Source organism: Streptococcus parasanguinis (assembly GCF_015557775.1).
In the GTDB taxonomy this organism is placed as follows: Bacteria; Bacillota; Bacilli; order Lactobacillales; family Streptococcaceae; genus Streptococcus; species Streptococcus parasanguinis_AA.
In genome coordinates this window covers 1-26,551 of record NZ_JADNOY010000003.1, presented here as the reverse complement: position 1 = coordinate 26,551, position 26,551 = coordinate 1, and the positions used below count along the sequence as shown (strand labels likewise).

21 protein-coding genes, 12 tRNA genes and 1 pseudogene are annotated in these 26,551 nt (G+C 43.1%); 2 read left to right on the top strand and 32 right to left on the bottom strand.

All coding sequences use genetic code 11. The features are described 5' to 3' along the window. Positions 1-2: 2 nt before the first annotated feature. The 3 genes and pseudogenes from I2F76_RS04910 to I2F76_RS10545 all read right to left on the bottom strand — a co-directional run. Positions 3-845: an ABC transporter permease gene (locus I2F76_RS04910; protein ID WP_195487360.1), complete on the bottom strand. Its 843-nt coding sequence runs from the start codon at positions 843-845 to the stop codon at positions 3-5. After that, on the bottom strand, positions 845-1,711 hold the full coding sequence (locus I2F76_RS04905; RefSeq protein ID WP_070674615.1) for an ABC transporter ATP-binding protein: 867 nt from the start codon (positions 1,709-1,711) through the stop codon (positions 845-847). The genes I2F76_RS04910 and I2F76_RS04905 overlap by 1 nt, the downstream gene beginning before the upstream one ends. Before the next feature lie 124 nt (positions 1,712-1,835). After that, positions 1,836-1,922: pseudogene (locus I2F76_RS10545) on the bottom strand (winged helix-turn-helix transcriptional regulator); the annotation flags it as partial. Positions 1,923-1,980: 58 nt separating this feature from the next. Between I2F76_RS10545 and I2F76_RS04895 the strand changes: the two are divergent. Continuing rightward, on the top strand, positions 1,981-2,835 hold the full coding sequence (locus tag I2F76_RS04895; protein ID WP_118096004.1) for a putative RNA methyltransferase: 855 nt from the start codon (positions 1,981-1,983) through the stop codon (positions 2,833-2,835). 78 nt (positions 2,836-2,913) lie between these two features. On the opposite strand, the gene I2F76_RS04890 is transcribed toward I2F76_RS04895, so the two are convergent. The 12 genes from I2F76_RS04890 to I2F76_RS04835 form a co-directional block, all read right to left on the bottom strand. Next, a complete protein-coding gene (locus I2F76_RS04890) occupies positions 2,914-3,477 on the bottom strand; it encodes an NAD(P)H-dependent oxidoreductase (RefSeq protein ID WP_014712763.1) in 564 nt (187 codons plus the stop codon). After that, positions 3,477-4,070 (bottom strand): TetR/AcrR family transcriptional regulator, encoded by a 594-nt coding sequence (locus I2F76_RS04885; RefSeq protein ID WP_070594712.1) that lies wholly within the window; start codon positions 4,068-4,070, stop codon positions 3,477-3,479. The genes I2F76_RS04890 and I2F76_RS04885 overlap by 1 nt, the downstream gene beginning before the upstream one ends. 196 nt (positions 4,071-4,266) lie before the next feature. Next, positions 4,267-5,571, bottom strand: coding sequence for a response regulator transcription factor (locus I2F76_RS04880; protein WP_070594711.1), 1,305 nt, complete (start codon positions 5,569-5,571; stop codon positions 4,267-4,269). 10 nt (positions 5,572-5,581) lie between these two features. Continuing rightward, positions 5,582-7,228, bottom strand: a complete 1,647-nt coding sequence (locus I2F76_RS04875; RefSeq protein WP_118096010.1) for a sensor histidine kinase — start codon at positions 7,226-7,228, stop codon at positions 5,582-5,584. A gap of 2 nt (positions 7,229-7,230) precedes the next feature. After that, on the bottom strand, positions 7,231-7,842 hold the full coding sequence (locus I2F76_RS04870) for a YesL family protein (protein WP_118096012.1): 612 nt from the start codon (positions 7,840-7,842) through the stop codon (positions 7,231-7,233). Between the two features lie 169 nt (positions 7,843-8,011). Further along, the gene (locus tag I2F76_RS04865; RefSeq protein WP_003009706.1) at positions 8,012-9,493 is read right to left on the bottom strand and encodes an ABC transporter substrate-binding protein; all 1,482 of its coding nucleotides are present in this window, start codon (positions 9,491-9,493) and stop codon (positions 8,012-8,014) included. Positions 9,494-9,572: 79 nt separating this feature from the next. Further along, on the bottom strand, positions 9,573-10,505 hold the full coding sequence (locus I2F76_RS04860; protein ID WP_003004100.1) for a carbohydrate ABC transporter permease: 933 nt from the start codon (positions 10,503-10,505) through the stop codon (positions 9,573-9,575). A gap of 13 nt (positions 10,506-10,518) precedes the next feature. After that, the gene (locus I2F76_RS04855) at positions 10,519-11,448 is read right to left on the bottom strand and encodes an ABC transporter permease (RefSeq protein WP_003009701.1); all 930 of its coding nucleotides are present in this window, start codon (positions 11,446-11,448) and stop codon (positions 10,519-10,521) included. A 227-nt stretch (positions 11,449-11,675) separates the two neighbouring features. Beyond that, complete coding sequence (locus I2F76_RS04850; protein WP_195487359.1) at positions 11,676-13,556, bottom strand: beta-N-acetylhexosaminidase; 1,881 nt, start codon at positions 13,554-13,556, stop codon at positions 11,676-11,678. Then, positions 13,550-14,419 carry an ROK family protein gene (locus I2F76_RS04845; protein WP_195487358.1) on the bottom strand — a complete coding sequence of 290 codons (870 nt, stop codon included), beginning with the start codon at positions 14,417-14,419 and terminating at the stop codon, positions 13,550-13,552. Before I2F76_RS04845 ends, I2F76_RS04850 begins: the two co-directional genes overlap by 7 nt. A 90-nt stretch (positions 14,420-14,509) precedes the next feature. Then, positions 14,510-17,155, bottom strand: a complete 2,646-nt coding sequence (locus I2F76_RS04840; protein WP_195487357.1) for an alpha-mannosidase — start codon at positions 17,153-17,155, stop codon at positions 14,510-14,512. A gap of 240 nt (positions 17,156-17,395) precedes the next feature. After that, positions 17,396-18,676, bottom strand: a complete 1,281-nt coding sequence (locus I2F76_RS04835) for a glycoside hydrolase family 125 protein (protein ID WP_195487356.1) — start codon at positions 18,674-18,676, stop codon at positions 17,396-17,398. A gap of 215 nt (positions 18,677-18,891) precedes the next feature. Between I2F76_RS04835 and I2F76_RS04830 the strand changes: the two genes are divergently transcribed. After that, positions 18,892-20,967 carry a GH92 family glycosyl hydrolase gene (locus tag I2F76_RS04830; protein ID WP_195487355.1) on the top strand — a complete coding sequence of 692 codons (2,076 nt, stop codon included), beginning with the start codon at positions 18,892-18,894 and terminating at the stop codon, positions 20,965-20,967. A gap of 189 nt (positions 20,968-21,156) precedes the next feature. Here I2F76_RS04830 and I2F76_RS04825 read toward each other — a convergent pair whose 3' ends face one another. From I2F76_RS04825 to I2F76_RS04745, 17 genes are all read right to left on the bottom strand, one after another. Continuing rightward, entirely contained in the window at positions 21,157-21,714 is a 558-nt protein-coding gene (locus tag I2F76_RS04825) for a DUF6287 domain-containing protein (RefSeq protein WP_195487354.1), read from the bottom strand. A gap of 138 nt (positions 21,715-21,852) precedes the next feature. Then, entirely contained in the window at positions 21,853-23,358 is a 1,506-nt protein-coding gene (locus I2F76_RS04820; protein ID WP_049483548.1) for a zinc ABC transporter substrate-binding protein AdcA, read from the bottom strand. Between the two features lie 2 nt (positions 23,359-23,360). Beyond that, positions 23,361-24,164, bottom strand: a complete 804-nt coding sequence (locus I2F76_RS04815; protein WP_049506201.1) for a metal ABC transporter permease — start codon at positions 24,162-24,164, stop codon at positions 23,361-23,363. Then, a complete protein-coding gene (locus I2F76_RS04810) occupies positions 24,157-24,861 on the bottom strand; it encodes a metal ABC transporter ATP-binding protein (RefSeq protein WP_118397159.1) in 705 nt (234 codons plus the stop codon). Before I2F76_RS04810 ends, I2F76_RS04815 begins: the two co-directional genes overlap by 8 nt. Before the next feature lies 1 nt (position 24,862). Beyond that, positions 24,863-25,300 (bottom strand): zinc-dependent MarR family transcriptional regulator, encoded by a 438-nt coding sequence (locus tag I2F76_RS04805; protein ID WP_003004547.1) that lies wholly within the window; start codon positions 25,298-25,300, stop codon positions 24,863-24,865. A 103-nt stretch (positions 25,301-25,403) separates the two neighbouring features. Beyond that, a tRNA-Leu gene (locus I2F76_RS04800) sits at positions 25,404-25,487 on the bottom strand. Positions 25,488-25,497: 10 nt separating this feature from the next. Further along, a tRNA-Gln gene (locus tag I2F76_RS04795) sits at positions 25,498-25,569 on the bottom strand. 19 nt (positions 25,570-25,588) lie between these two features. Further along, positions 25,589-25,661, bottom strand: a tRNA-His gene (locus I2F76_RS04790). Between the two features lie 12 nt (positions 25,662-25,673). Then, a tRNA-Trp gene (locus tag I2F76_RS04785) sits at positions 25,674-25,744 on the bottom strand. A gap of 6 nt (positions 25,745-25,750) precedes the next feature. Further along, positions 25,751-25,831, bottom strand: a tRNA-Tyr gene (locus I2F76_RS04780). Between the two features lie 15 nt (positions 25,832-25,846). Beyond that, a tRNA-Phe gene (locus I2F76_RS04775) sits at positions 25,847-25,919 on the bottom strand. 3 nt (positions 25,920-25,922) lie between these two features. Next, positions 25,923-25,996: transfer RNA gene (locus I2F76_RS04770), tRNA-Met, on the bottom strand. A gap of 9 nt (positions 25,997-26,005) precedes the next feature. Further along, positions 26,006-26,095 (bottom strand) — tRNA-Ser (locus tag I2F76_RS04765). Positions 26,096-26,102: 7 nt separating this feature from the next. Next, a tRNA-Glu gene (locus I2F76_RS04760) sits at positions 26,103-26,174 on the bottom strand. A gap of 10 nt (positions 26,175-26,184) precedes the next feature. Further along, positions 26,185-26,258: transfer RNA gene (locus I2F76_RS04755), tRNA-Ile, on the bottom strand. Between the two features lie 33 nt (positions 26,259-26,291). Beyond that, a tRNA-Gly gene (locus I2F76_RS04750) sits at positions 26,292-26,362 on the bottom strand. A 5-nt stretch (positions 26,363-26,367) separates the two neighbouring features. After that, positions 26,368-26,440, bottom strand: a tRNA-Val gene (locus tag I2F76_RS04745). Positions 26,441-26,551 lie beyond the last annotated feature (111 nt).

Here is a 26,551-nt window from a genome sequence, read left to right as displayed (position 1 = left end):
ACTTACTTTCTTTTACTCGATCTTTTTGCTAAGGGAACCCAAATCCCCAAAGCTAGAAGAATACCACCTAACACTATAAGGTATGTTTGTTCCTTTGTCAATAAGGCTTGCCATTTGAGCTGAACACCCATTTTTTCTTGAAATTCTCGAAGAAGATCATCTCGCCCCTTAAAGGTTTCGCTCACTGCTTCTTTCATGAGTACTTGTCGATAAAGTGCAGCAATATAAGTTGCTGGAGTACATTTCATTAGTAGTTGTGCAAAATCAGGTAGAACACCTAAAGGTACATAAGTCCCTACCAAAAAACCGGAAGCTGTACCCACTATGGTCGCAAACTTTCCAAGACTGTCTACGGATTGGAAAAAATAAACAAAAATGGCATTTACTAAGCTAGAAAGCAGGCTACTAAGCAACATGATGAGGAGCACTTCAGGTAATAGAGAAAGGGTTGGAACTTCTCTAAAATAGCCACACATCAGCACATACATAAGGACTTGCATGAAAAAAGAGATGATGATTGCGCTCGTTAGATACGAAAATGGTAACCGCCACTTTCCTTGATCCGATAAATAAAGATCCTGATCTACTTGATGTTCACGGTCCTTTACTAACTGAGTCAGGGCAGCCAGACTTGTCGTAATCCCTGTCACAGCCAGCGTCCCACTCATTAACCAATTATTTAACACAGGACCACTATTGGGGAGCTGAGCCCAAGCATCTGTTAGATTTTTTTGAAGAAAAATAATATAAAGAATAAAGGAAATCAAGGCTCCCAACAGAGAGAAGAAAACTCCTGAACGATTTCTGAAGTACAATAAAAAATTTCGCTTTAGTAAGGCTAGCATTAGCGAACCTCCCTTCCTGTAAGTGCAATAAAGGCATCATCCATGGTCCCTGGACGAAACTCAAAATGGGCTAGATTATCTCTAACTTGCGCCAGGTAATCAATGGCTTCCCTTTCACTCTTGGGTTGAAAAATATACTCCAATTGACTTTGTTGCTCTACTGACATTCCCGAAGATTTGAGACTTTCTATCTGCTGCATCTCCTTGAAACGAATCTTCAAGATATTAGTAGCATACTGACTCTTAATATCTAGTGCCGATCCTTGAGCAATCACTTCCCCATGGTCTACAATATAAATCTGATCAGCTTCATCTGCTTCGTCAAGATAATGCGTGGTCAAAACAACAGTCATCCCCTCTTCTTTCTGCAATTGATAGAGCAAATCCCAAATAGACTTTCGGGTTTGGATATCCAAACCTGTCGTTGGTTCGTCTAAGAACAGAATATCTGGTTGTGAGAGCAGGGCACGCGCAATGTCAACCCGACGCTTTTGGCCACCTGAAAGCGTCCCGTATTTCTGCTTTTGGAAAGCTGATAGACCTAGCCGATCAATAAGATCAGACACACGATTTGGTTTTAGGTCTTTGTACTGTCTCGCACGAATGGTCAAATTTTCTCTAACCGTTAGCATCTCATCTAAAACACTGGTTTGGAAGACCACACCAATTTTAGTACCTGGTTCATAGATGATTTCACCTTGCGTTGGTTGTTTCAAACCAATCAACATGGAAATCGTCGTTGATTTCCCCGCCCCATTTGGTCCTAGAATCGCATTAAAGGTTCCCTTTTCAAACTGTAAATGAATATTGTTTACGGCTAAATGATTTCCATATCGTTTACTGATGTTTTTAGCTTGTAATATCATGTTCTCTCTCCTTTTGATAAAACCAGTCTAACAAAAAAGCCGCTTAAAAAATGGCTTTTGGGGATAAGTGGTCAAAATGAAGAGATGAGTGGCGAGATAGAAGAGATTAAAATGAGGAAAAAATTTATTGCAGCCATTCTTTTCCCCATTGATTCAAGTCCTTTAAAATTGGCATCAGTGAATTTCCTTTTTCTATCAGCTCATATTCTGTTTGGTACTCTATTAGAGCATCGGTTGCTATCTAGAGGCTCTTTTGTTACACTACTAATATGAATACACCGATTAAACCAAAATTACAACGATTTCAAACAGCCACTGCTTTTGCCTGTCCCATCTGTCAACTGGACCTAGAACTTGTGGAGACCAGTTTTAAATGTCCCAAGGGCCATTCTTTTGATTTGGCTAAATTTGGCTATGTCAACCTGGCTCCCCAGATCAAACAATCAAAGGACTATGACAAAGAAAATTTCCAGAATCGCCAGCTAATCCTAGAAGCAGGTTTTTATGAGCCGATTCTAACAGCGATCGGACAAAAAATTCCGACCAGTGATGCCAAGATTCTAGATACCGGTTGTGGAGAAGGCTATTACTCCCGAAAGCTACAAGAAGCTTATCCCGAAGCTACTTTCTATGCCTTTGATCTTTCAAAGGAATCTGTGCAACTAGCTGCCAAGAGTGACGCTAGCTGGAAGGTCAATTGGTTTGTAGGAGACTTGGCTCATTTACCCATTCAATCCAAGAGTATAGAGGTCATTTTGGACATCTTCTCCCCGGCTAATTACGCTGAATTTGAGCGTGTCTTAAAGGCTGAAGGGGTGATCATTAAAGTCGTCCCAACCTCTTCTCATCTGAAAGAAATTCGTCAGTTGGCCCAAGATCAATTGACCAAGCAATCCTACTCCAACCAGGAAATTTTGGAGCACTTTGAAGACCACTGCCAAATTCTCTCATCCGAAACAGTCAGCCTCACCAAGAGTTTAACTCCTGAAGAACGCCAAGCGCTCCTCGCTATGACCCCTCTTCTATTTCACGTTGACCAAGAAAAAATCGACTGGACCCAACTCACAGAAATCACCATTGAAGCTGAGCTTCTAGTTGGGAAAATCAAGATACAAAGGACTTAAAGTAAAAAGGCTGAGACGATTTGTCTCAGCCTTTTTACTCATCTTCTGCATGCTCTGTCATGACTTGTAAAGCACTTTTTAAATCCTTTTTGCTATTTGTGCGATTTTTTCGAGTTCTTCTTTCCGTTGACGATCACTCATATATTCCACTCGTGTAACTTGTGTCACTTTAACCGGTTTAATACCACAGGGTTTCAAGATTTGGGATTTTAGAACCTTTGCGTAGTCTTGAGAAAAAGGAAGAAAAATTTTTGGCGTATTATGCGTCGTAATGATCCATGCTTTTCCATCTAGTTGCCCCACCGGACCTCGAGGTCCATTCTGATAAGCAAAACCTGCAACAAAAACACGATCAATAAAACCTTTTAAAATAGCTGGCATTCCACTCCACCAAGTAGGGAAAATAAAAATCAACTGATCCGCCCAACTCAATAAATCTCTATACGGTTTCATGTCTTCATTATGCTGTAAATCTCTCCTTTTATGCCTTTCATCAAAACGTAAAACCGGATCAAAGTTTTCTTTATATAAGTCTACTATTTTAACCCTATGCTCTGGTGCTAAATGCTTTTGCACAGTTTGAAGGATTGATGCATTATAACTTGTTTCATTCGGATGTGAATAAATTATTAAAACATTCATCAGCTATCTCCTTTTATATAAATATCAAGCATCGTTCTGACGGTCTTTTGAACATCATTTTCTTTAAAGCTTTCTCCAACGGGACTCCTTACCAATAGAGCCAAACCAGCAATAAAACTCCAAAAATGGATCAAAATTTCTGCGTCACTACTAGAAAGATTTTCCTCATCTTTAAGTCTTAACGCTACCGACTTAAAATGTTCAAATCCTGGTAAAGAGGAGTTGACTGAAATAGTTTCATGGGATAACTCCATATAGTTATATGGAAATTTGATAAATAATGCTTCAAATAGATAGGTTTCCTCTTGGGCAAACCTTACAAAGTTACAGCCCATCAGAGTTAGTTGAGTTCTTGCATCTATGGAAGTATCAATCCCTTGTATCATATTTTTCAAAAAGAACATTGATAAGTGTTCCATAACCACTTGAATATATCTATCTTTACTTCCAAAATGCTTATAGGGAGCTCCATGAGTCACCCCACATTTTTGAGCTATTGTACGCATAGACATCCGGTCAATCCCGTTAGTTCTGATTTCTTCAATGCCGACCAAAATTAACTTTTCTTTCAGTTCTTCCGTATTCCGTTTCATTTGACCACCTTTCCTTATCAAAGTATACGCCGTCTACTTTTTGTAAAGTATACACTGTCTACTTATATTTGTCAAATAAAAAATACTCAAAACTTAGCTTCAGGGTCTCTGACCTTCTGTCACGTACTCACCTAAGGAAAGTTTCTAAGAAGACTTTATCTTCAATCAAAAGGCTGAGACAAATCGTCTCAGCCTTTTACTCATCTTCTGCATGCTCTGTCATGACTTGTAAGCGATAGGTTTTAGGCGATTTTCCACAGAGTTTACGGAAAACCTTATAAAAATAGCCTACATTACTGTAACCGACCTTATAGCAGATATCTTCAATACTGTCATTGGTCGATAAGAGGAGCTGCTGGGCGGCCTTAATCCGCTGTTTGTTGAGGAGTTCTGCGAACGTTGCGTTGGTTTCTCGTTTAATCAATTGGCCTAAATAGACTGGATTGATAAAGAGAGCCTGACTAATGTCCTTGAGTGACAGCTCTTTTTGGTAATCACGGCTAATCACTTGGAGGACACTCGCTACATTTTCGTTCATCCGATAGTGGGATAAGAAACGGGACAACTCTTCCTGGATGAAGCTAATCATCTCGCTAAAGGTAGCAGCTTCTTGGACTTTCTTGACCACATCGGCCAAATCATCTCCCTGCAGGTATTCAAACAAATGAAAGACATCCATCAAAAATTGGATAAAGAGTTGCTTGGTCAACGAAACCTTGGGTGTCTTCTCAAGGATCATTTTTTCCAACCAGTCCAGTTCTTCTAAGATCTGTTGGATATTTCCTTGCATGATCACCCGGTAGGCCGGCTCGTAGTAGTTAAAGACTTCCTCATCTTCATTGAGAGGGGTCGCTCCATAAAAGAGGCTCCGCTCCACTAGGTCCTTAAATTGACGAAAGTGCTCCTTATAAAGGGGCTCAAAGGCCTTCTCAATCATGGCTTCTTCTTCTTGATCTGAGATAAAGAGTTGAAGATTTTGCCCGAGAACTTGGTAAGACGAGCTGATAAAGCCTTTTTTCTCCTTAGCAACCCCAATCCACAGTGAATTTCGTCCTGCGATATACCGACAAAACTCTTCCTCAGAGATATCATCGTGAATCAAACGGTTGGCTAACTCTTGGCTTGGTTGCTGGATTTGGTGCTGAATTTTTTCTAAGATATTGCCCATTTCCACCTTATTGACCGGTTTGAGCAGGTAGTCTGCCACGCGCAAATTGAGGGCTGTCTTGACATATTCAAAATCCTGATAGCCTGACATAATGATAAAAGCAGCATCTGGAATCAAATCCTTCATCTCTGCAATCATCTGAAGTCCGGTCTTTCCAGGCATATTGACATCCGTGATCACCACATCCACTGGACGTTCTCGCACATAATCAAGGGCCTGGTCTGCATCTTCAGCAGTTGCGACCACTTCCATATTCCAGTGGTCAAAGGGGATTAATTTTTTTAACCCTTCTGTAATCATATACTCATCGTCTACTAATAAGACTTTGTACATTCTGTCTCCTTTATTCATCTTGAATGGTTATCGTATAGGTCACTCCATGGTGAGGTTGGGAGAAGACTTGGATATGGTAGCGATCTCCAAAATAGAGTAGCATGCGTTCATGAACATTGATAATTCCGATGGACTGCCGCCCACTCTTTTCTTCGATTTCTGAGCGTGGATTGCGATTGGCTAGTATCTCTTGAATGCTTTCTAGCTGTTCTTCTTCCATCCCGCGCCCATTATCAGTAACTAGAATCATGACTTGCCCTTCTCCTTGCAAGACTTTGACACTAATCACATTGTCCTTGCGTTTGTGATCCACTCCATGTGCAAAATAGTTCTCGACCAAAGGCTGGATGGTGAATTTTGGAATCTTCATTTTTTCCAAACCTGGATCGATCTTAAAGCCATAGGCGATCGATTTGGGATAACGTACCATGCAGAGGTAGCTGTATTTGCGACAAAATTCGAGCTCATTTTCAACCGTCGTCACTCGCTCATCTGAGATATTATTGCGCAAGAGACTACTAAACTCATAGATAATATCACCCAATTCATCCTGCTCTTGCATGACGGCATACATCCGGATAAATTCCAGTGTATTGTACATGAAATGGGGATTGATCTGGGCTTGTAGTGCCCGCATATTGGCATCCTTTTGGCTGAGCTGTAGCTGATAGATATCCCGAATATTCTTATCCATATTGTCCAACATGGTATTGATCATATTACCAATAACCAGCAGTTCTTGGTCCTTGGTCGAGGTATCAATCCGTCGTTCACTATCGCCTTGACTGATTAGATTCATGGTATCGACCAGATCAAGGACTTGGCGACGGTAATTTTTGAAAATTTGTCGCATTAATAAGTAAAGGATCAAGAAAATCAAGAAAGCAATGGAGAGAAAAGTGGTCAGGTTGGCTAGACCTTTCTTGACCAAATAACTTTCTGAAACAGCTACATCCACCTTGTAGCCATAGATCGTGCTACGAGTTTGCCATTTAATATCCTTTGATTGCCCCTTATCCCCTTCATGGTACATCTCTTTTCCAAAAGGGGTGAAGATCCGTACAGCGACCGGAAGATCGCCTCTGGCATTATCAATCGCTGCCGTCAAAATTTCCTGGTCCAGCGTCATATAAGCGATCCCAACTCCAGCACCCGTAGTCGGATCTGTCAAAGGAACCGGAATGGCTGTCGCAGGAGCCTTGTAATGGTCCGCTGAGACTTGCTTGCCCCCCTTCGATTGCCGGGTAGAGACAAATACCGTCTTGTAATCAGACAAGGTGACATCGATGCCCTCGATGTTTTTATTGCTCAAATAGAGGCTGTCAATATTCTTATGTAGGGACAATTGGATATAAGAAGGGAATTGGGCATTCAATCGCCAAGTCTCATACTCCGATGGTGACAAGGTAAAATAGCGATAAACTCCTTCTAATTTTGCAGGGTTTTCAACGAGGCTACGACCTTCTTGTGTGACCCGTTGATAAGAGGTCTCAAGATCCGTCACCACTTCGGTCAAGACCCGTTGGGCGATCCGGTCGGCTTCAGCTTGCTGGTTTTTCCAAGAGATCCCCGCGACAACCAGGCCCATAATGGTCAAAATGACCACCATGACATAGGCGTAGAATTTTAAAAGCGTACTTAACCAGATTTTTTTCATCGTTAGGATACCAATTTTTCGTGGATGTTTTGATAAACAGGGTCAAAGATATCATTGACAAAGAAATGCCATACACCGATCAAGACGAAAAAGAGAAGGGCTGGCATATAGTAGCTAATGACGCCAAGTAGCACGGTTCCAAGGATGAGCTTCAGAACCGGACGAATGTCCAGCAACATTCCGATCAAACTGAGCTTGATACTGTTGGCATAAGAGAGGTCAAAATACACTTGCAATTTCAAATAAACGGCATAAGCTAGAGGCGCAACCAAGAGGAAAACCAGATTAAACAAGAGAACCAAAATTTGGAAGAAATTCAAGTGAGGGATCTGGATCATGAGGTACATGCCATAGAGGAGAACCCCTTCAATGGCAAAGAAGGTATAAAAGACTTGATTAGCCGGGCGTAGATTTTCTTTGAAGAGTTCCCAAGCGCGTGACCAATGATAGTCCTTGTAGGTCATGCCATTTTCCGCATAGAGGCTCATGATAGTGGCACTAGCCGGTCCTACTCCTAGCAGAACACCCCCACAGATCGTCAAGACCCAAAAAATCCCTGTTACCAGCATAGCAACATAGACTCTCGTAAAAATGAACTCGATGATTTTTCCCATCATTCAGCCTCTTTTCCAATTAGTGATTCTATTATACCATAAAAATAAAACGCTTTCCCTTATTTGCATTGGTAAATTGAAATATTGATTTTCATTTACAGTTCTATTTTCATAAAGACATGAAAAGGCTCTGGAGATTCCTCCAAAGCCTTTTTCGAACTACCTGTTCTTATTTTTTAGAAGCAAGGAATTCGTCGTATTGTTTTTGCATTTCGTCAAGCACTTTTTGGTAAGCACCTTCTGATTTCAATTTTTCAAGCATCTTAGGAACTTCTACTTCAGGATCCACAGTACCAGTATTGATAGCACCTGCAAATTGGTTCAAAGTATTTGTAAGAGCAGTGATTTCTGATTTCACTTTATCTGTGTTAAAGATGAAGCCAAGTGCTGGAGATTCTTTTGCAGTTTCCAAATCTTTCTTAGATTGTGCAATTTGTTCATCAGTTACGTTTTCGTTGATGTAAAGAATCCAGTTGTTACCAGTGTTCCATCCAGACATGTGAGTGTTTCCGTTGTAGCCATCCAAGACTTTGACACGGTTTTCTTTGCCGGGAACTTTTTCCCAGTTCTTGCCTTCTGGTCCATAAACAAGGCCGTTCAAGAGTTCTGGATCAGTGTTCAAGAGGTTCAACACTTCCATTGCTTTTTCTTTGTTCTTAGAGTTGTTTGAGATAACAAAGTTAGCTACTTGAGTAGTATTGTTCTTCTTGTACAGTTCAGTAAATGGTTTGATTTCGATCTTACGGTTTGCTACACGAGAAAGCAAGCTGTTACCGTAGTCAGCTGGCCCTACTGTTTCTTCACGAACCAACCATGTATCTTGAGAAAGATCATAACCAGTGTCGCTCGTTGCTACGTCTTTTGGAATGTATCCTGCTTCGTAGTATTTGTGAAGAGTCTTCAAGTTTTCTACATAACGAGGAATTGTGTAACGGTCAACGATCTTAGTAGTGTCACCTTTCAAGTCAACAACGAATGGAAGTCCATCAACAGCCACATAGTCAAAGTCATCTGAAGGTCCACCGTAGCTCTTGTTCATTGCAAATGGAACAACGTTTGGATCTTTTTCTTTGATGGCTTTCAAGACTGGTTCAAGAGAAGCATAGTCTTTCACGTTTGAAACGTCGATACCATATTTTTCAAGAAGTGGTCCGTTAAATGCAAAGTTTTGAGAAGATGCAACGTTAGCTGCTACTGGAACAGCATAGATCTTGCCGTTTACAGTGTTCCCTTTGATGTAAGCTGGGTCAAGTGCTTTGTAAAGGTCTTTCCCTTCTTTCTTGTACAATTCTGTCAAGTCAGCATAAGCACCTTTTTGAGCGTTAATGACATAGTTATTAGCAAAGGCAATATCATAGTTTTCACCAGATGAGATGATAACGTTCATTTTTTGTGCATAGTCACCCCAACCAAGATATTGGATATCCAATTTTGCGCCAACTTTCTTTTCAATGATCTTGTTGGCATTTTTAAGAAGAACATCCAAGTTATCTGGTTTATCACCGATTTGGTACATCTTGATGATTGGTTTACCGTCTTCAGTTGTTGCAGACTTCTTGTTGTTCCCTGTAAGGTTTCCACAAGCAGCAAGAGTAGCTCCAAGAGCGATGACACTAGCAGATGCTAACGCGTATTTTTTCCAATTTTTCATAAGAAAAATCTCCTTTATGTTATTTTCTTTTTAGACTAAGTTATGAGTTGAAAATCCTGCTGATTTTCAATAAACGATGTTATTCTTTCACACCACCGATGGTCAAGCCTTTTACAAAGTAGCGTTGGAAGAATGGATAGAGAATGGCGATTGGCACTGTTGCCACAACCACCATGGCCATACGTCCTGTTTCCCGTGGGATGGATTGTACAGCTCCTGCCAATTGGCCGGATACCCCGACGTTTTTAGCGATGTAATCCATATTGTTTTGGATTTGCATCAAGAGGTATTGCAATGGGTAAAGGTTGTCACTCTTAATATAGAGGAGGGCGTTGAACCAGTCATTCCAGAACCCTAAAGCGGTGAACAAACTGATGGTCGCAATCCCTGGAAGAGACAATGGCAAGCAGATTTGGAAGAAGATCCGTGTTTCACTTGCCCCATCGATCCGAGCGGATTCAAGGATAGCTTCTGGAATGGTCCGTTTAAAGAAGGTCCGCATCAAGATGATGTTAAATGGACTGAGCAACATTGGGATAATCAAAGCCCCGATGGTATCACCTAACTGCAAGAGTTGAGTGGTGACAATGTAGCTTGGAACCAACCCTGCACTAAAGAGCATACTAAGGAGTGAAAATACGGTAAAGAACTTGCGGTATTTAAAGGTACTCCGTGAGATAGCGTAAGCATAAGTTGTGGTGATAAAGACATTACATGCTGTTCCCACAATGGTCACAAACAAGGTAATGAAGAGGGCTTGCAAGATTTTGTCTTTGAACTGTACCAAGAAGAGGTAACCATCAAATCCAAATTTTGCTGGCCAGAATTGGAAGCCATGGACTGCCAAACTTTGTTCGTCTGTCAAAGAGATCATGACAACGAAGATGAAGGGAAGCACACAGGTCAAGCCGACCAAGGTCAACAACAAGGTAAAGAAGAAGTTGCTCTTCTTACTGAAAGAATGGATCCCGACATTATCAATTTTTTCTTTTTGAATGGTTGATTTTTTCATACGATCCTCCTTTCTAGAAGAGAGCGGCATTCTTATCAATGCGACGGGCAATGATATTTGAGATTAACACAAGAACCAGCCCGACTACCGATTGGTAAAGACCGGCTGCTGCTGTCATCCCGATATCCCCTGACTTGGTCAAACCGTTGTAGACATAAACATCAATAACGTTGGTTACACTATAGAGAGCTCCAGCATTATGCGGGATTTGGTAGAAAAGACCGAAGTCTGCGCGGAAGATATTTCCGACTGCAAGAATGGTCAAGACTGTAATCAAGGAAGACAACTGAGGAATGGTGATGTTGCGAATGCGTTGCCACTTAGACGCACCATCCACGGTCGCTGCTTCATAGTAAGTTGGGTCAATTCCCATGATGGTTGCATAATACATGACACTGCTATAACCAAAGCCTTTCCAGATTCCTAAGAAGAGGAGAAGCGCTGGCCAGATCCACAATTCCGAATAGAAATTGATGGCTTTCATACCAAATGAAGTTAAGATGTGGTTGACCAATCCTTTGTCCACGTTAAGGAAGGCATCGGTGAAGAAGCTGATGATAACCCATGATAGGAAGTACGGGAAGAGCATGGAGGTTTGAAGCACCTTGACCACTCTTTTTGATCTCAACTCACTAAAGATGATGGCGATCCCAACGGAAACAATCAATCCTAAGAAGATGAATCCTAAGTTGTACAATACCGTGTTTCTTGTAATAATGTAGGCATCTTTGGAACTAAAGAGGAATTTGAAGTTGTCAAAGCCAACCCACTTACTCTTCATGACACTGTCAATGAAGCCCTCTCCTGTGATATGATAGTCCTTAAATGCTACGATATTCCCAAAAACCGGAATATAGAAGAATAAGATTAACCACGCTGCACCAGGTAAGACCATTAAAAGAAAAATGAAATTTTCTCTCAGAGTCCTTACAAACTTTTTCATTTAACTCCCCCCTTTGAGCCTTGAGCGTGTTTATTTACTTTGGTAGCGTTTACATCACCTATTATAAGATAGCCCATTTACATTTTCAAACTCCTAATTATAGAAAAAATTCTACAAATTTATGACATAGCTTTAAAAAAGAGTAGAAAAGGGTGGTCGTAAAGACAGTTCCTCTTCTACTCCTATCCCACCGTGGATGAGATACCTGTCATCCAACTTGGCATTTTTTACGTTGTATAAATGGTCGAAGCTGTCGCAATGGTGTGCCATTGATTAGCTGTTGTGGCTGCGAAGTCCTGATCCCCGTAGAAATCGTTGAATGGTAAGATCTCTTCTTCTAGTTCATCGATACATGTGATGGAACCAGCTAGGTAGTTTTCAATCCGACTTTCTGCTCGCTTGATGCGTTGCAAGAGTCCACCCATACGGATATCTACGGTATCCAAGCCGAAGACCTTGTTTTCTTTCAACCATTGGTGACTAAAGAGGTCATGGAAGTGTTCAATCTGGCTTCTGAGTTTTGGCAATTCTTCCTGAGCGATTTGTTGCAAGCTCTCTTTATCACCTGCGTGATAGGCCTCACGGATGCGTCGTCCTACATCGACCTTGCTACTTAAAATAGCATTCAACTGTGCCTGAGTTTCAAAGAGATAAGCGTAGACGCCCGCTTTTTCTTTAATGTCAGAAAGAATCTCAGCTGCTTGGGCAAAGTGTGGCTTGTCCTGTTCAGGTGTCATGTGCTTGTCAAGAATTGGGCAAAGAACATCCTGATAAAAGACATAGCGGTTAGGGTTAATCCCACTGAGATTGTCTGGTAGGTCTGGCAAGAGGTTGGCCAGATCCAGCTGCATAAAGTCCTCAACGGATAGGCCTGTATTGGTCTTAAAGTGAGCTGACAGACGCTCTAAATCATTGCAATAGCTGAGTTCTGCCCAAATTTGTAAACTTGGGAGAATCGAGAACTGGGCTGTTTCACCACCATTGTCCCCCCAGCCCGTCACAATGACTTCCTTGATCTGATTAGCACGGCAGGCTTTATTGGCTTCAAGAGCGACGAGGCGACTGAAATGGTTGTGGGGCGTAAAACCAATCCACTTCCAGGCACCACCAGCAAAGGCAATATCCTGACTAATCTTATGGTGATTACGGAAGTTTCGGTTGTATTTTTCCTCGCTATCCTGATAATAATCCCAGTAAACCAAGGTCACACGGTCTTTAAGACGGTCTAAATAAACTCGTGTTTCTTCTGGAATTTCTACCTCACGGTCGTACTGGCCATCTGCTGACATAAGCTTGAAGAACATATCACTCCACATCTGGCAGTGGAAACCATACTTGTCTGCAATATCCAGCACGCGCTCCAAATGTTGGCACATAAGGAGACTCCGATCCACAATACCGTTCAAGATAAGATAACGACCCAAACCGACCAAGTGAGCTTCGTCCATCCCGATGTTGACCTTGCGAGTTTGTAATTTAGATAACATCGCAAACATACCGTCAATCAGGTCGTAGACTTTTTCTTCACCGATGAGGAGAATATCCTCTACATCGCGGAGTTGCTGGACTTCCTTAACCCCCCATTTAACAAAGGCTGATAAATGAGCCAAGGTCTGGATGCATGGGACAAAGGTCATGTCAAACTGCTGGGCATAGTCTTCGATTTCCTGTAACTCTTCAGCTGAGTAGGCTCCACGGAAATAACCAAAGTAAGGTTGCCCCTCAATCTGATAGGTGTCCTCCATATAGAGCTCAAAGGTTGAATAACCCATCAGAGCCAAGAGTTCAATCATCTGTTTGGCTGATGCGACATTGAGCACGGCGTTGCGCGAACAGTCGGCCATATAGGCCAAATCTTCATAAGCCGCCTGTTCTTCAATCTCTACTTTGTCTCCTTCTGCTAAAGCTGTTGCTAGCACAGACAAGGCGCGGTAGAGTTGATGAGGTTTGCGGTAGGTCAGTTGATACTGCCCATTCTCACCCTTGATAGAGATAGAAGCTTGGTCAGACTGAGCGACCGCCACCTCTACATCTGGTAGAGAAATGTGATTGTTTAATACTTCAACAGCTTGGGCTTGTTTGGGACTAAGTCCTGTAAAACTTACCATTGGTTTTCCTCCTGTAACCAGTTGACAAGGGCACCGTAGAGATTGGCATCTGCCTGATAGGTGCAAGCTTGAATCACTGGAGCAATTGTATATTCTTCATATCTTTCCACAAAGATGTCTACTGCTTTTTGCACCCCTTTGATAAAATCTGGGTTTTGACTGATAGAGCCACCTAGGCTAATCACATCTGGGTCAATGAGATACTGGATATTGAGCAGTCCTTGAGCAAGATTACGATTCATGCGCTCAATGGCTTCCTGGCAAAGGGCATTGCCGGCTGTAGCCTCTTGGTAGACCTTACGTCCATCCCAGTCAGACTGACCTGATTTTTCAATCACATAGCGAACCATGTTTCCTGTAGAAGCGAGTTGTGACCAGTTATTGAGCTTTTCTGCAGGCTCGATAGTTGTCATGTAGCCAAACTCACCGCCCAAGCCATGACGTCCACGGTGAAGCTTGCCATTGATAATCATGGCTCCACCGATTCCGGTACCAATCACGACACAGGCTGCATTTTCAATCTCAGGATGCGCCAGCAATTCACTCAGTCCAACACAGTTGGCATCATTTTCTAGATGGACAGGTAGCTTGTGATGAGAAAGGGCCTCATACCATGAAAAACCATGGATATAAGGAATGGCACTGATCCCTTCAATTACCCCTGTTTCTTGGTTAACAGCCCCTGGCACACTCATAGCAATCCCACGGTAGTCACGTTCTGACAATCGCTGGTCCAGCCAAGCTAGCAAATCTTCTAGAGTTTCTGGAGTTGGGGTGCTGGCCTTATCTAAAATCTTTCCATCCGGAGTGAGACTAGCAAACTTAATCCCAGTCCCTCCGATATCAATCGTTGCAATGGTCATTGCTTTTACCTGTAAAAAGGAGCGAGTCAGCAGTTGGTTCTTACTTTTTCGCTCCTCCTTTCCTTTTATTGTTTCTTCAGCTGCAACCAGCTATACTTCTTCTTTTTTAATCCATTCTGTCCGGATTTCTTGCGGTGCCAATAAACCTGTATGGACCGGATACGGTTGTTCCAGAAGATCGACAACCGTTTGTTGTCCTTCTGACACGCGCACATTTTCTTGGCTCATGTTGTAATAGCGAAGGATGTAACCTTCTTCATTTTCTGCTACCTTAAAGGCTGTTGGACAAACCTGAGGATGCGTCAAGGCTGTATGCTTGAGTAAGCTACCAGACGCTGCTACACTTCCTTCTTGTTTTTCAACTTGAAGGCTGGTCATCGGTGTCTGCAAAGCTTTGGCCCGGCGATAAGCAGAGAAGCGCCCCTGAGCTTGATGGCATTCTACTGCATATTCAACCTCAAAGTCCCGCAAACATTGTGCTTCTGGTGTTGGGAAATAGCCCCAGTCACCAAGTTCCCCTGAAGCACGGAGAAGTGTTACAGCTATCGTATCGTCTCCAAGGATTTCGTATTCATGCAATCCTTTATTGGCCACTGTTACCCCTTTGACGTCATCATACAAGCTGACGAAGGCTTGTTGGTGTTGGGGATTTTCAGGATTTTCCCAAGAAGCAGCCGGTTTATTTGGCCGTGTCACAACTTCATAGATACTTTCAGAATCGTTGCTCGGACGTGTATTGTGAGTCTTGACCAAGAGACGGATGCGGTGATCCTTAGCTGTATTGGTAAAGCGCGTCTTGAAGCGAATTTGCGGATCATCTACAAAGATGGTCATCTCTGTTTCAAGAGAGAGGGTTGTCAGCTCTTCTGAGCGACTTGCCTTGCGGTTCATAAACTCGATAATGCCTCTTTGCTCCGCATCCAATTGTTCATCCGCACTGACCGGGATCGTCAAGTCATGCTTGAGCAAGATTTTGGCATAGCGGGCATTGTTTTCCAAGACCTCATAAGCTGTTAACTCCGCATAGATCGGCTCTGTTCCTTTTGGTTGGAAGTAGATATATTCATTTCCGATATCACCACGATCTTCAAAGCGAAGGAAATCCTCATAAGCCTCATTGGTCGTTTTATCATAGAGGGTCAAGCCATCATCGATACTAAGGGTTACAAATGGCGTATCGATCACCCCATTTTGGAACAGACCATCATGATGAGGTGCTTTGCCTTCCAAGAGCTGGAAGGTCGTCCAAGACAAGGCTGCCAAATGAACAGGAACCGTCACGCGCACTTGACGTGCAATATAAGGTTGACGGAATTTATCCTTAGGCAGGGTATAGCCAAAGCTTGCTCCCAAGTCCTCAATCTCTGCTTCTACAAGATGTCCATCTAAATCCTCTACATGGTAGTCTGGCAAGCTCAAAGCAGCCATTTTCTTGAAGCCTTCTGTCGGATGCAATTCCTTAAATGGACAAACCGCAACATCGACAATCGTGCTGACGGTGTCCACCTTATTATGCAAGCCAGTGTTGATGACCGTAAAGAGGTGCTCACTCTGGGCTTTTTGAGTCGCTAGTTTACCCTTCCATTCGTTCAGAAGGTTAGTCTTGACAAAGTTTCCAACTTGGTTGACCTTGGCAAAACGAACTTCCATTTCACGGTGAACATCATCTACGCTACATCCACAAATACTATCGTGTGGCGCATTTTGTAAGAGTGTCTTCCAGGCATAGGTCAATTGATCCTTATGGTTATGCCCACCAGTAATGATGGTCAAAGGTTCCACCACTTGCTCGAGCAAGTTGCTATTCTCTTGGAAGGCTTGCTTGAGATAAATCCGAGAGGAAGACGTATTTGCCAGTGTGTACCAGCCATCGGTTTCCTGACTGGTCAATTCCCCCGTAACCGTTGATAATTGTTCAGGAAGCGCACTTTCCACTGCTTGCACATAGTCATCAAAGGAGCTGTGAACAAAGGTCACGTCAGGGAAAAGTTCGTTTGCCACACGAATGGCTTCACTCAAATTTCGTTGAACTGGTTGGTGATCACATCCGTTCATCATCAACCATTGATTAGTCGATGCATAGTCACGAACATCTGACAATTTTTGTTTCCAGAAAGCCAAAGCTTCATCTTTATCCACTGGAATTTCGTTCCCGTTACTGTACCAGTTAGCAAAAAGAATACCCAGCACACGGCTACCATCCGCCCCTTGCCAGTACATTTCAGAAAATTGAGAGGTAAACTGCTCATCTTCGAGGACCTGGTTGTCAAATCCGATTGGTTTGACACCACGCCCAAAAGCTGCTACGTGAATGCCTGATTTTTGAAGGATTTGAGGAGCTTGCCCCATATTTCCAAAGGTATCTGGGAAATAACCAATCTGAGTAGATTTGCCCCATTTAGCGCATTCAGCCTGTCCAATCAAGGTATTGCGGACATTGGCTTCGCTGGAGATCAAGTAATCATCCTGCAAGATGTAGAAGGGACCAATCTTGAGCTTGCCCTCGTCGATATAGCGCTGCACCTTGTCGCGATTTTCAGGGCGAATTTCTAAATAGTCATCGAGGACGATGGTTTGTCCATCTAAGTGGAAACTTTTGAATTCAGGGTCATTTTCAAAAAGATCAAAGAGATTGTCAAAAAGTTCCACCAATTGCATCCGGTGACTTTCAAACGGTAAATACCACTCACGATCCCAGTGACTGTGAGAGATAATATGTACAACAACATTTTCCATGAGTAAAACCTCATTCTAACTTAAATTTTTAATGTTTTAAATATAAACTTGTGATTCTAACAAGAATCAGTGAAGCTAAAGCGTGCTCCTTATACTCAATGAAAATCAAAGAGCAAACTAGGAAGCTAGCCGCAGGTTGCTCAAAGCACTGCTTTGAGGTTGTAGATAGAACTGACGAAGTCAGTAACATATATACGGCAAGGCGAAGCTGACGTGGTTTGAAGAGATTTTCGAAGAGTATTAGCGAATATCCAAGTAATCCAAGACTAATTCGCAGAACATCATGTTGGCCCACGAGAACCATTCACGCGAGTATTTAGTTGGATCATCTACATGGAAACTTTCGTGCATGACACCCGTGCCTCCATCGCAGGCAACCAACTGGTCCAGCAAATGTTTTTTCTCAGCTTTATCATTTGTTGTCAATCCTTGAATAGATAAAGCAATCGGCCAGATATAGCGATAAAAGGTATGAGAACTTCCGAGCCCACTTGCGTACTTCCCTTCATAGAAGTAGGGATTTTCAGGACTCAAAATCGTCCGACGAGTAGCTTGGTAGACTTCATCGTCGATGGCGCAGTAGCCCAGATAGGGAGCCGCCAACAAACTTGGTACGTTCGGATCATCCATGATGCTAGCATTTCCCAAACCGTCTACTTCAAAGGCATAGATCTTCTCGCCCTTGCTGTTAGTCGTGTAGGCGTAGTTTTCGATTCCTTCTTGAATCTCCGCTTGCAGGCGTTTGGCATCTGCAATGATCCTTTCACTATCGGCTAGATTCAATTCTGCAAAGATTTCTTGGACATAACCCAAAACAACCACTGCAAACATATTGGACGGAATCAAGTAGCTATACTGACAGCAATCATCGCTTGGACGAAAGGCTGACCAGGTCATCCCTGTCACGGCGAAATCTGGCCCAAAGCCGTCATTCACCAGCGTGTCTTCCTTACGATCTGTATCCCGAACAAAGCGATAAGGGGAATTCTTGTGGTCTTGTTCCACTGTCCAGAGATGAAGGATTTCCTTGGTCGCAGTGATAAAGGTTTCATCAAATTGGCTAGTCTCACCAGTTTCCTTCCAAAGGAGGTAAGCCAACTGCAAGGGATAGCACAGCGAATCCACCTCATACTTGCGCTCCCAAATCCAGCCATTGAGATCTGTATGGTCAGTCTCGTGATGGCCTTTCCAGTTCTCCTCAATATTAAAAGAGTTGGCATAGGGATCTTTGAGAATCAAGGTCATCTGGCGTTTGACCAAACCAGCAATGGTCTGACGCAAACGAGGGTCTCTTTTTGCCACATGAAGATAGGGCCTCAATTGAGCCGTCGAGTCACGCAACCACATAGCTGGGATGTCCCCTGTTAACACAAAGGTTGAACCATCTTCTAAAATTTCAACTGTATTGTCCAAAGTGTCTGTATAACAACGTTCAAAGACATCCACCCACTCAGGGTACTCCTTAGCTCGCTCAGCCACTTGATCCAACCATTCTCGCACAATTTCTTTTGAATAGGTCATTTATTTTCCTCACACGTATCGATTCTTTCCTATTCAGTATAAAAGATTTCAAAGGGGAAATACATACGCAAACTATAGCCCTTTTTCTACAAAATTTTCCATTTGATAAAAACGCTATCATATTTGACAACACTTTGATACAATGAAGAAAATACCACCGCGTGTTCCAAGAAAAACACAGATCATTTAAGGTTGATGAAGAAAAAGGAGACAAGATGCGCACAACTTGCCAGACCATCGATACCCGCTGGGGAAGCGAGAATCATCCCCACTATTCCCACGGAAATACCCTCCCTTATACTGGAGTCCCTTTTGGAATGAACTACTTCCTTCCCCAGACGACACACGAACAAGGGGCTTGGTTTTTCAACCCCAATCTTCCTATTTTTCAGGGTTTTCGCCTCACCCACCAGCCTAGTCCTTGGATAGGAGACTACGCTTGGTGCCTCATCACGCCCATCACAGGAGAAGTTACAAGTTCCGACCTCTTCCGTCGCCAAAGCAGTTATTCAATGAAAGAAGCTCTTTTCCAGCCCCACTACCTTCGTATTTTTTCGGAACGTTATCAGATTCAAAGCGAGCTGGTTCCAAGTCGCTACGGGGCTGTCATGCGCTTTCGAGCACCAGAAAAGCTAACACTCTGCTTTCATGCAGCAAAGGAACTAGAGGACTTGACTCTGACAGACCAAACCTGCCACTTCCACATTCTGGATCAGGCCCATACCGCAGATACTTTCTACTCTTTCTTTCTCCAGTGGCAATTTAGCCAGCCGATCGAGAACGTCACTCATATCGATCAAGATCTTTTTCTCACCTTTTCTAGCAATGAAGTGACCGTCCAATTAGGAACTTCTTATCTGTCCCAAGACATGGCTCACAGCCATCTTCCCAACCCTTCCCTAGAGGAAGCTAAAAAAGAAGCAACCGATCAATGGAATCAGCTGCTAAAACGAATTGAAGTGAAGGATACCGGAGGGCGTGACCAAGCCTTTTTCGACCATTGCCTTTACAGACTCCTCCTTTTCCCTCAAACTTTTTATGAAACGGATACTGAGGGAAATGACTGGCACCTGGATGTCACCCATAATGAAATCAAATCAGGAAAAGCTTATACGAATATCGGATTTTGGGACCTCTTTCGGACCTCTTTTCCGCTCTTTAGCCTTGTCTACCCCGATTACTACCGTCACTTTCTCGAAGGATTTTTAAACACTTACAAGGATACTGGTTTTCTACCAAAATGGTTGGCCCCAGATGAACGAGGGATGATGCCAGGCACCCTCATCGATGGCGTCTTTGCGGATGCTGTCACAAAAGGGATCGCACCAGACCTACATGAAAACATCCTGACAGCCATGCTCCAGACGGCTCAAAAAACAGACCCCACTCAACATTTTGGTCGCCATGGTAATGAAAGCTACAAGGCCCTTGGCTACCTACCCGATGATTTTCACGAAAGTGTGAGCCATAGCCTCGATTATGCCTATAGTGATTTTTGCATTGCTACCGTTGCCAAGCAATTGGGTCAGACAGAAACGGCTACTCAGTATGCTACTTCCAGCCTCTCCTACCGAACATTGTATGATACCCAAACAGGCTTTATGAGAGCACGATCCACCAATGGAAACTTTAAAGAACCCTTCTCTCCTACTAGCTGGGGAGGAGATTATGCAGAATGCTCTGCCACCCAGGCTACTTTTGGAGCCTTACACGACCTCTCCGGCCTGATAGAGCTAATGGGCGGTAAAAAAGCCTTCACCCAACGACTGCTGGATCTGGCCAATCAAAAACCTCAATTTGATGTAAGAGGATATGGCTATGAAATCCATGAAATGAGTGAAATGGCCCAAGCCCCATTTGGGCAGATCGCCATCTCCAATCAACCCAGCTTCCACATTCCCTACCTCTTCCGTTACAGCCTTCATCCCGAATACACCAATCTCCTGATCCACCAGATCCGTTCCCAAGCTTTCCATCAAGATTTCCAAGCCTATCCAGGTGATGAGGACAATGGTAGTCTATCTGCTTGGTACATCTGGTCAGCCCTTGGGCTCTATCCAACCTGCCCAGGAAAACCAATCTATGATCTGGGACTCCCTCTTTTTAAAGAAGTCCTTCTCCATCTTCCTAAGCAAGAGCTCAAGATTTGCGCCAACTCACACACTGCAGGCGCCTATTTCATCCAAAAAGCCCTATTAGATTGCAAAGAGAAACAAGAGGTGTCCCATCAAGATCTCCTTGAAGCCCAATTGCTCCAGTTTGAGCTTTCTTGGCTTCCCCCACATGCATAAGAAAAAGAGAGTGGGACAAAAGTCCTAGCCTCTCAATTATTTTTAGATTGTCGAGCAAGACGCAGTGGTTGAGTGGGCTCTACTACGCTGATTTCATCAGCTTTTACAGCCCTACTCAACTGTGCGGAGGTGGGACGACGAAATCGAATTCTAACGAATTACCGATTTCTGTCCCACTCTCTTTTTCCATTATTCATCTCCTACATGATAGTAGATCGAGCCTTGTTCCCCAAAACTAGCGATACCAACACCAGACCACAAGCGGTTTTTAGAGGCATCTGATGTATCCTTAAAGACCACTTGTCCTTGATCATCGACCTGATCACCAATGGTCACTCCCGCAGGAATATACTCCAACAAGAAGCCTCCATCACGACCACCATAAATGCCTTCTGATGCTGTTCCATAATCCGTCAAAGAAGCTCCATAGCCCTCTAACTCTTGTGAGACCAACCCTTTGTCGTTAAAGACTAGCTTGTTTCCTTTATCATCTTGCCAGACACCAGCAATACTGCTGTAATCTCCATTGGCAATAGCCTCAAGATCCATTTTCTTCACTTCTTTTTTCTCTTCTTTTTTTTCTTTCTCCTTCACTTCCGAACTAGAAGCATCCGTCTTTTTGACTTCAGAAGAGGTCGTCGTTTGACTAGAGGAAGGGGTTGATTTTTTGCTCGTTCCCTGTTGCGAACAAGCTACCAACAGGACCACACTGAGAAGACTCACAAGAATTGCACCAACTTTTTTCATTTAAAATTCCCCATACATTTTTTAATTTAAAGCCCTTTCATTGTAACGTATTTTCAAGCATTTGACAAGCTTCACTCCCCATTTTTAATCAAAAAGAGACCGGGATAATCAGTCCTAGTCTCTCTTTTGATACAACTCTTAATGAGCCAGCATTTCCTGTGCCACTTCTAAACCAGATAAGTTCGAAGGATAATAAGTTGGCCAATTTTCCAACTCATCATAAAGCGCTTCTTGACTCTTTCCTCCATGGAAAATGTGGAAGTGAGCTGCCTTTACCGGAGTAATTTCATGGTCACTAAATTGAACATATTTGAAGTCTCCCGCATCGCTCTCCTTGGCTTCAAAGAGATAACGAACACCACGATTTCCCTTCTTATAAGTCAAAATGTGCTTACCTACGTATTTATAGGTATATTTCTTAGAAGATCCTTTTTGATAAAACTCCATTGAATCCTTATCAATCTTAATCCGATCAATATCTGTTTGGTAACCCTTTGTATAATATTCCTTATACTCAGCAGCCGTCATAGTTGGATTTAATTTTGCCTTATAATCAAAGACCTGATCCAAGGTTCCATCTTGCAAGTATGGATAAACTGATTTCCAATCACCCGCATAATTTGCCAAGCTACGATCCTTCACTTGACTATCCTCGAAATAGCCCTTTTGAACTGTCTTAGCATCTTCCTCATGTTCCGGTTGAATATCCTTACCAGCTTGTGACGTAGTTTTCTCTAGCGCCTTCAGATTTTCCTTCATAACAGACACGTAGTCTTCGCCATCTTTCATTTCTTGATCCGTCAAGCTTTCCAAAGGATTTAAGACAGCTAACTCAACACCAGCTTCAGAAGACAAGGTTTTCGCCAAGGACTTAGAAGCATTTTCCTCAAAGTAAATGACCTTGATCTCATTTTTCTTGATATACTCTGTCAATTCACGCAATCGTGCAGCAGAAGGCTCGCTATCAGGTGAAATCCCTGAAATGGCCACCTGGTTTAATCCATAATCCAAGGCCAAGTAACGGAAAGCCGCGTGTTGGGTCACGAAATTCTTTTGTTTCGCATCTTTCAACCCATCCTGATAAGCTTGATCCAAAGCCTGTAATTTCTTCAGATAGGCTTGGGCATTTTTCTCAAACGTCTTTTTCTTATCTGGATAAGCTGCGACCAACTGATCACGAATCGACTCTACCATCTTCATGGCACGATGTGGAGAGAGCCAAAGGTGAGGATCATATTCATGATGGTGTTCTTCGCCCCCTTCGTGTTCATGTTCCTCTTCCAATCCAGGAAGCAAGACCATACCCTTGGTAGCATCGATCACTTTGGTTTTCTTATCCTTCATGGATTTCAAAAGATTTGGAACCCACGTTTCCATGTTTTCATTCTCATAAACGAAAACATCCGAATCTTGAATCATAGCCCGCCCCTTAGCAGACAATTCATATTCATGAGGCTCTGATCCCGCTCCAATGAGCAAGTCTACCGTTCCTTCATCTCCAACAATATTTTTTGTAAAATCATAAACAGGATAGAAAGTGGTCATCACTTTTAATTTCCCATTTTGACTCTGACTTTTGCCACAAGCTGTCAAAACAAGTGTTAAAGCCACTAACAATAACCAACCAAATTTTTTAAAGTTCATATCTACTTCCTCAAACGTGATCCAAGATTCACAAGCAAGAACAGTGCCACAAATAAAAGCGTAATACTGGCACTCGCTGGTGTATCTGCAATATAAGACAAAATCAACCCACTAAACATCCCGATAAAGCCAATAATGACCGCAAGCAACATGACCCCACGGAAGTTCTTCCCTAATTTCAGCGCAATACTAGCCGGTAAGACCATGATGGTTGAAACCAATAACGATCCTGCTGCAGGAATCATTAAGGCGATAGCAACCCCCGTTACCACATTAAATAAGATAGACATGGTCCGGACCGGAAGCCCATCCACAAAGGCCGTATCTTCATCAAAGGTCAAAATATACATAGGCCGCAAGAATAAGGCCGTCAGCACTAATACAACGAAAGCAATCACAAACAAGGCGATCACCTGTTCATCCGTAATGGTTAGGGTAGAACCAAACAAATACTGATCTAAGCTCATGGAGCTCTTCCCACCACCACGCATCAGTACCAAAGCTAGGGCAAGACCTGTAGACATTAAAATTGCCGTCCCGATCTCCATAAAGTCCTTAAATAAGGTCCGCAAATACTCAAGAAAAACCGCAGCAATAATGACAATGATCATGGTCGAGAGCGTTGGAGAGATCCCAAGGAAAAGCCCAAAAGCGACACCCGCAAGAGAGACGTGACTTAGCGTATCACTCATCAGACTCTGCCGTCTTAAAATCAAGAAAATCCCTAATACAGGAGAAAAAAGACTCATGGCAACCATAGCCAACAAGGCCCGTTGCATAAAATCATACTGGAATAAATCAAGCATGGTCACCCTCCCCTTCAGTATCATGGACATTAAAACATCTCCAAGGAGAGCTTTGGTCACGAACCAAATGAATATTCCGATCCGCAAATTGGCTAACCTCTTCAGGATCATGCGTAATCATCAAAACAGATTTTTGATGGTGATGCGCACTGTGATGCATCAACTCATAAAAATCACTCTTTGTCGTCGCATCCATCCCTGTCGTAGGTTCATCTAAAACAAAGATATCCGGATCTGAAGCAAACATCCGAGCAATGACAGCCCGCTGTTTCTGACCACCAGACAAAGAACCAATCGCCCGATCCTTGAACTCCAGCATCCCAACAGATTCTAAACTCTTTAGAATATGCTTTTCATCGTGCTCATTCAACTTTCGAAACCAGCCTTTACGAGGATACCGACCTGACTTCACAAATTCATAGACCGTACTTGGAAATCCAGCATTAAAACTAGCAATCTGTTGTGGCAAATAAGCAATCCTTAACTTCTTTCCCTTAACATTCGTCTTTGAAATCTCAACTGTCCCGACCTTGGGCTGTAAAATCCCAAGACTAGCCTTAATCAAGGTTGACTTAGCAGCACCATTTTCACCGGTCAAAGTCACAAACTCCCCACTATCTAAGTAGTAATTGATCCCTTCTAAAACCGGTTCCCGATCATAATAAAACGATAAATTCGAAACCGTAATATACCTCAAACTATAACTCCTCTTCCAATAGATCTAAAAACCGCGAAATGACCCCTTGCTCATTCTTAGTAAACTTCGACAAAACATCCTCATAAGTGTGAAGGGTATGCTGATGGTGGTGCTGATGCTCCAATGCAATCGGCTTACCAATCTCTGTTAAGCGATAATAGAGAACCCTAGCATCATTTTCATCTCTATAAGTCTCCAGCATCCCCTGACTTAATAACGGTTTCACAGCCTTTGTGATCGCTGCCTGACTAACATTCAATTTCTTAGCTAAGACAGAATTGGTAAGAGCTTCATCAGCAACCAGCATCAAAATATGTTCCTGAGTGTTGGTTAATGAAACACCACTTGTACAAGAACCAACTAAAATCTCATGCTGATTTTCTGATAACAATAAAATAGAATTTAAAAATCGATCGATTTTATTTGCAACTTCAGACAAAATTAACTCCTTCTAATTCATTAAAAGAAACTTTACCGGTTAATTATATCACAAAAAAGAAAAAAAATAAACAAAAAAAGGAGTAAAACTCCTTTTTAATCTATACCGGCGGCCGGGGTCGAACCGGCACGTCCTTGCGGACACTGGATTTTGAGTCCAGCGCGTCTGCCAATTCCGCCACGCCGGCATAAATTTAACTGGGGTAGCTGGATTCGAACCAACGCATGAGGGAGTCAAAGTCCCTTGCCTTACCGCTTGGCTATACCCCAATAATAATATTAATAAATAGGCGAGTGATGGGGATCGAACCCACGCATGCCAGAGCCACAATCTGGTGTGTTAACCACTTCACCACACCCGCCATAAGTATTAACACGGGCAGTAGGAATTGAACCCACACTGAAGGTTTTGGAGACCTTAGTTCTACCTTTAAACTATGCCCGTAAAGGATGGAAGGGGAGGGATTCGAACCCCCGAACCCGAAGGAGCGGATTTACAGTCCGCCGCGTTTAGCCTCTTCGCTACCCTTCCTAATTATTGAATTGATGGCGCGAGACGGAATCGAACCGCCGACACATGGAGCTTCAATCCATTGCTCTACCAACTGAGCTACCGAGCCAAATTGCGGGAGCAGGATTTGAACCTACGACCTTCGGGTTATGAGCCCGACGAGCTACCGAGCTGCTCCATCCCGCGTTAATATTAAGGAGGATGTGGGATTCGAACCCACGCACGCTTTTACACGCCTGACGGTTTTCAAGACCGTTCCCTTCAGCCGGACTTGGGTAATCCTCCAAATATATAGTCCGTACGGGATTCGAACCCGTGTTACCGCCGTGAAAAGGCGGTGTCTTAACCCCTTGACCAACGGACCATACTATTAATGGGCACGAGTGGACTCGAACCACCGACCTCACGCTTATCAGGCGTGCGCTCTAACCACCTGAGCTACGCGCCCAAGTTAAAAACTTGGTAATGAACAAAAGTTCAAAGCGGGTGACGAGAATCGAACTCGCGACAACAGCTTGGAAGGCTGTAGTTTTACCACTAAACTACACCCGCTTAAATGGGAGTTAACGGGATCGAACCGCTGACCCTCTGCTTGTAAGGCAGATGCTCTCCCAGCTGAGCTAAACTCCCAAATGAGCCTAGCATCTACTAGGCTCAATCTCTTGCTAAGCGACTACCTTATCTCACAGGGGGCAACCCCCAACTACTTCCGGCGTTCTAGGGCTTAACTGCTGTGTTCGG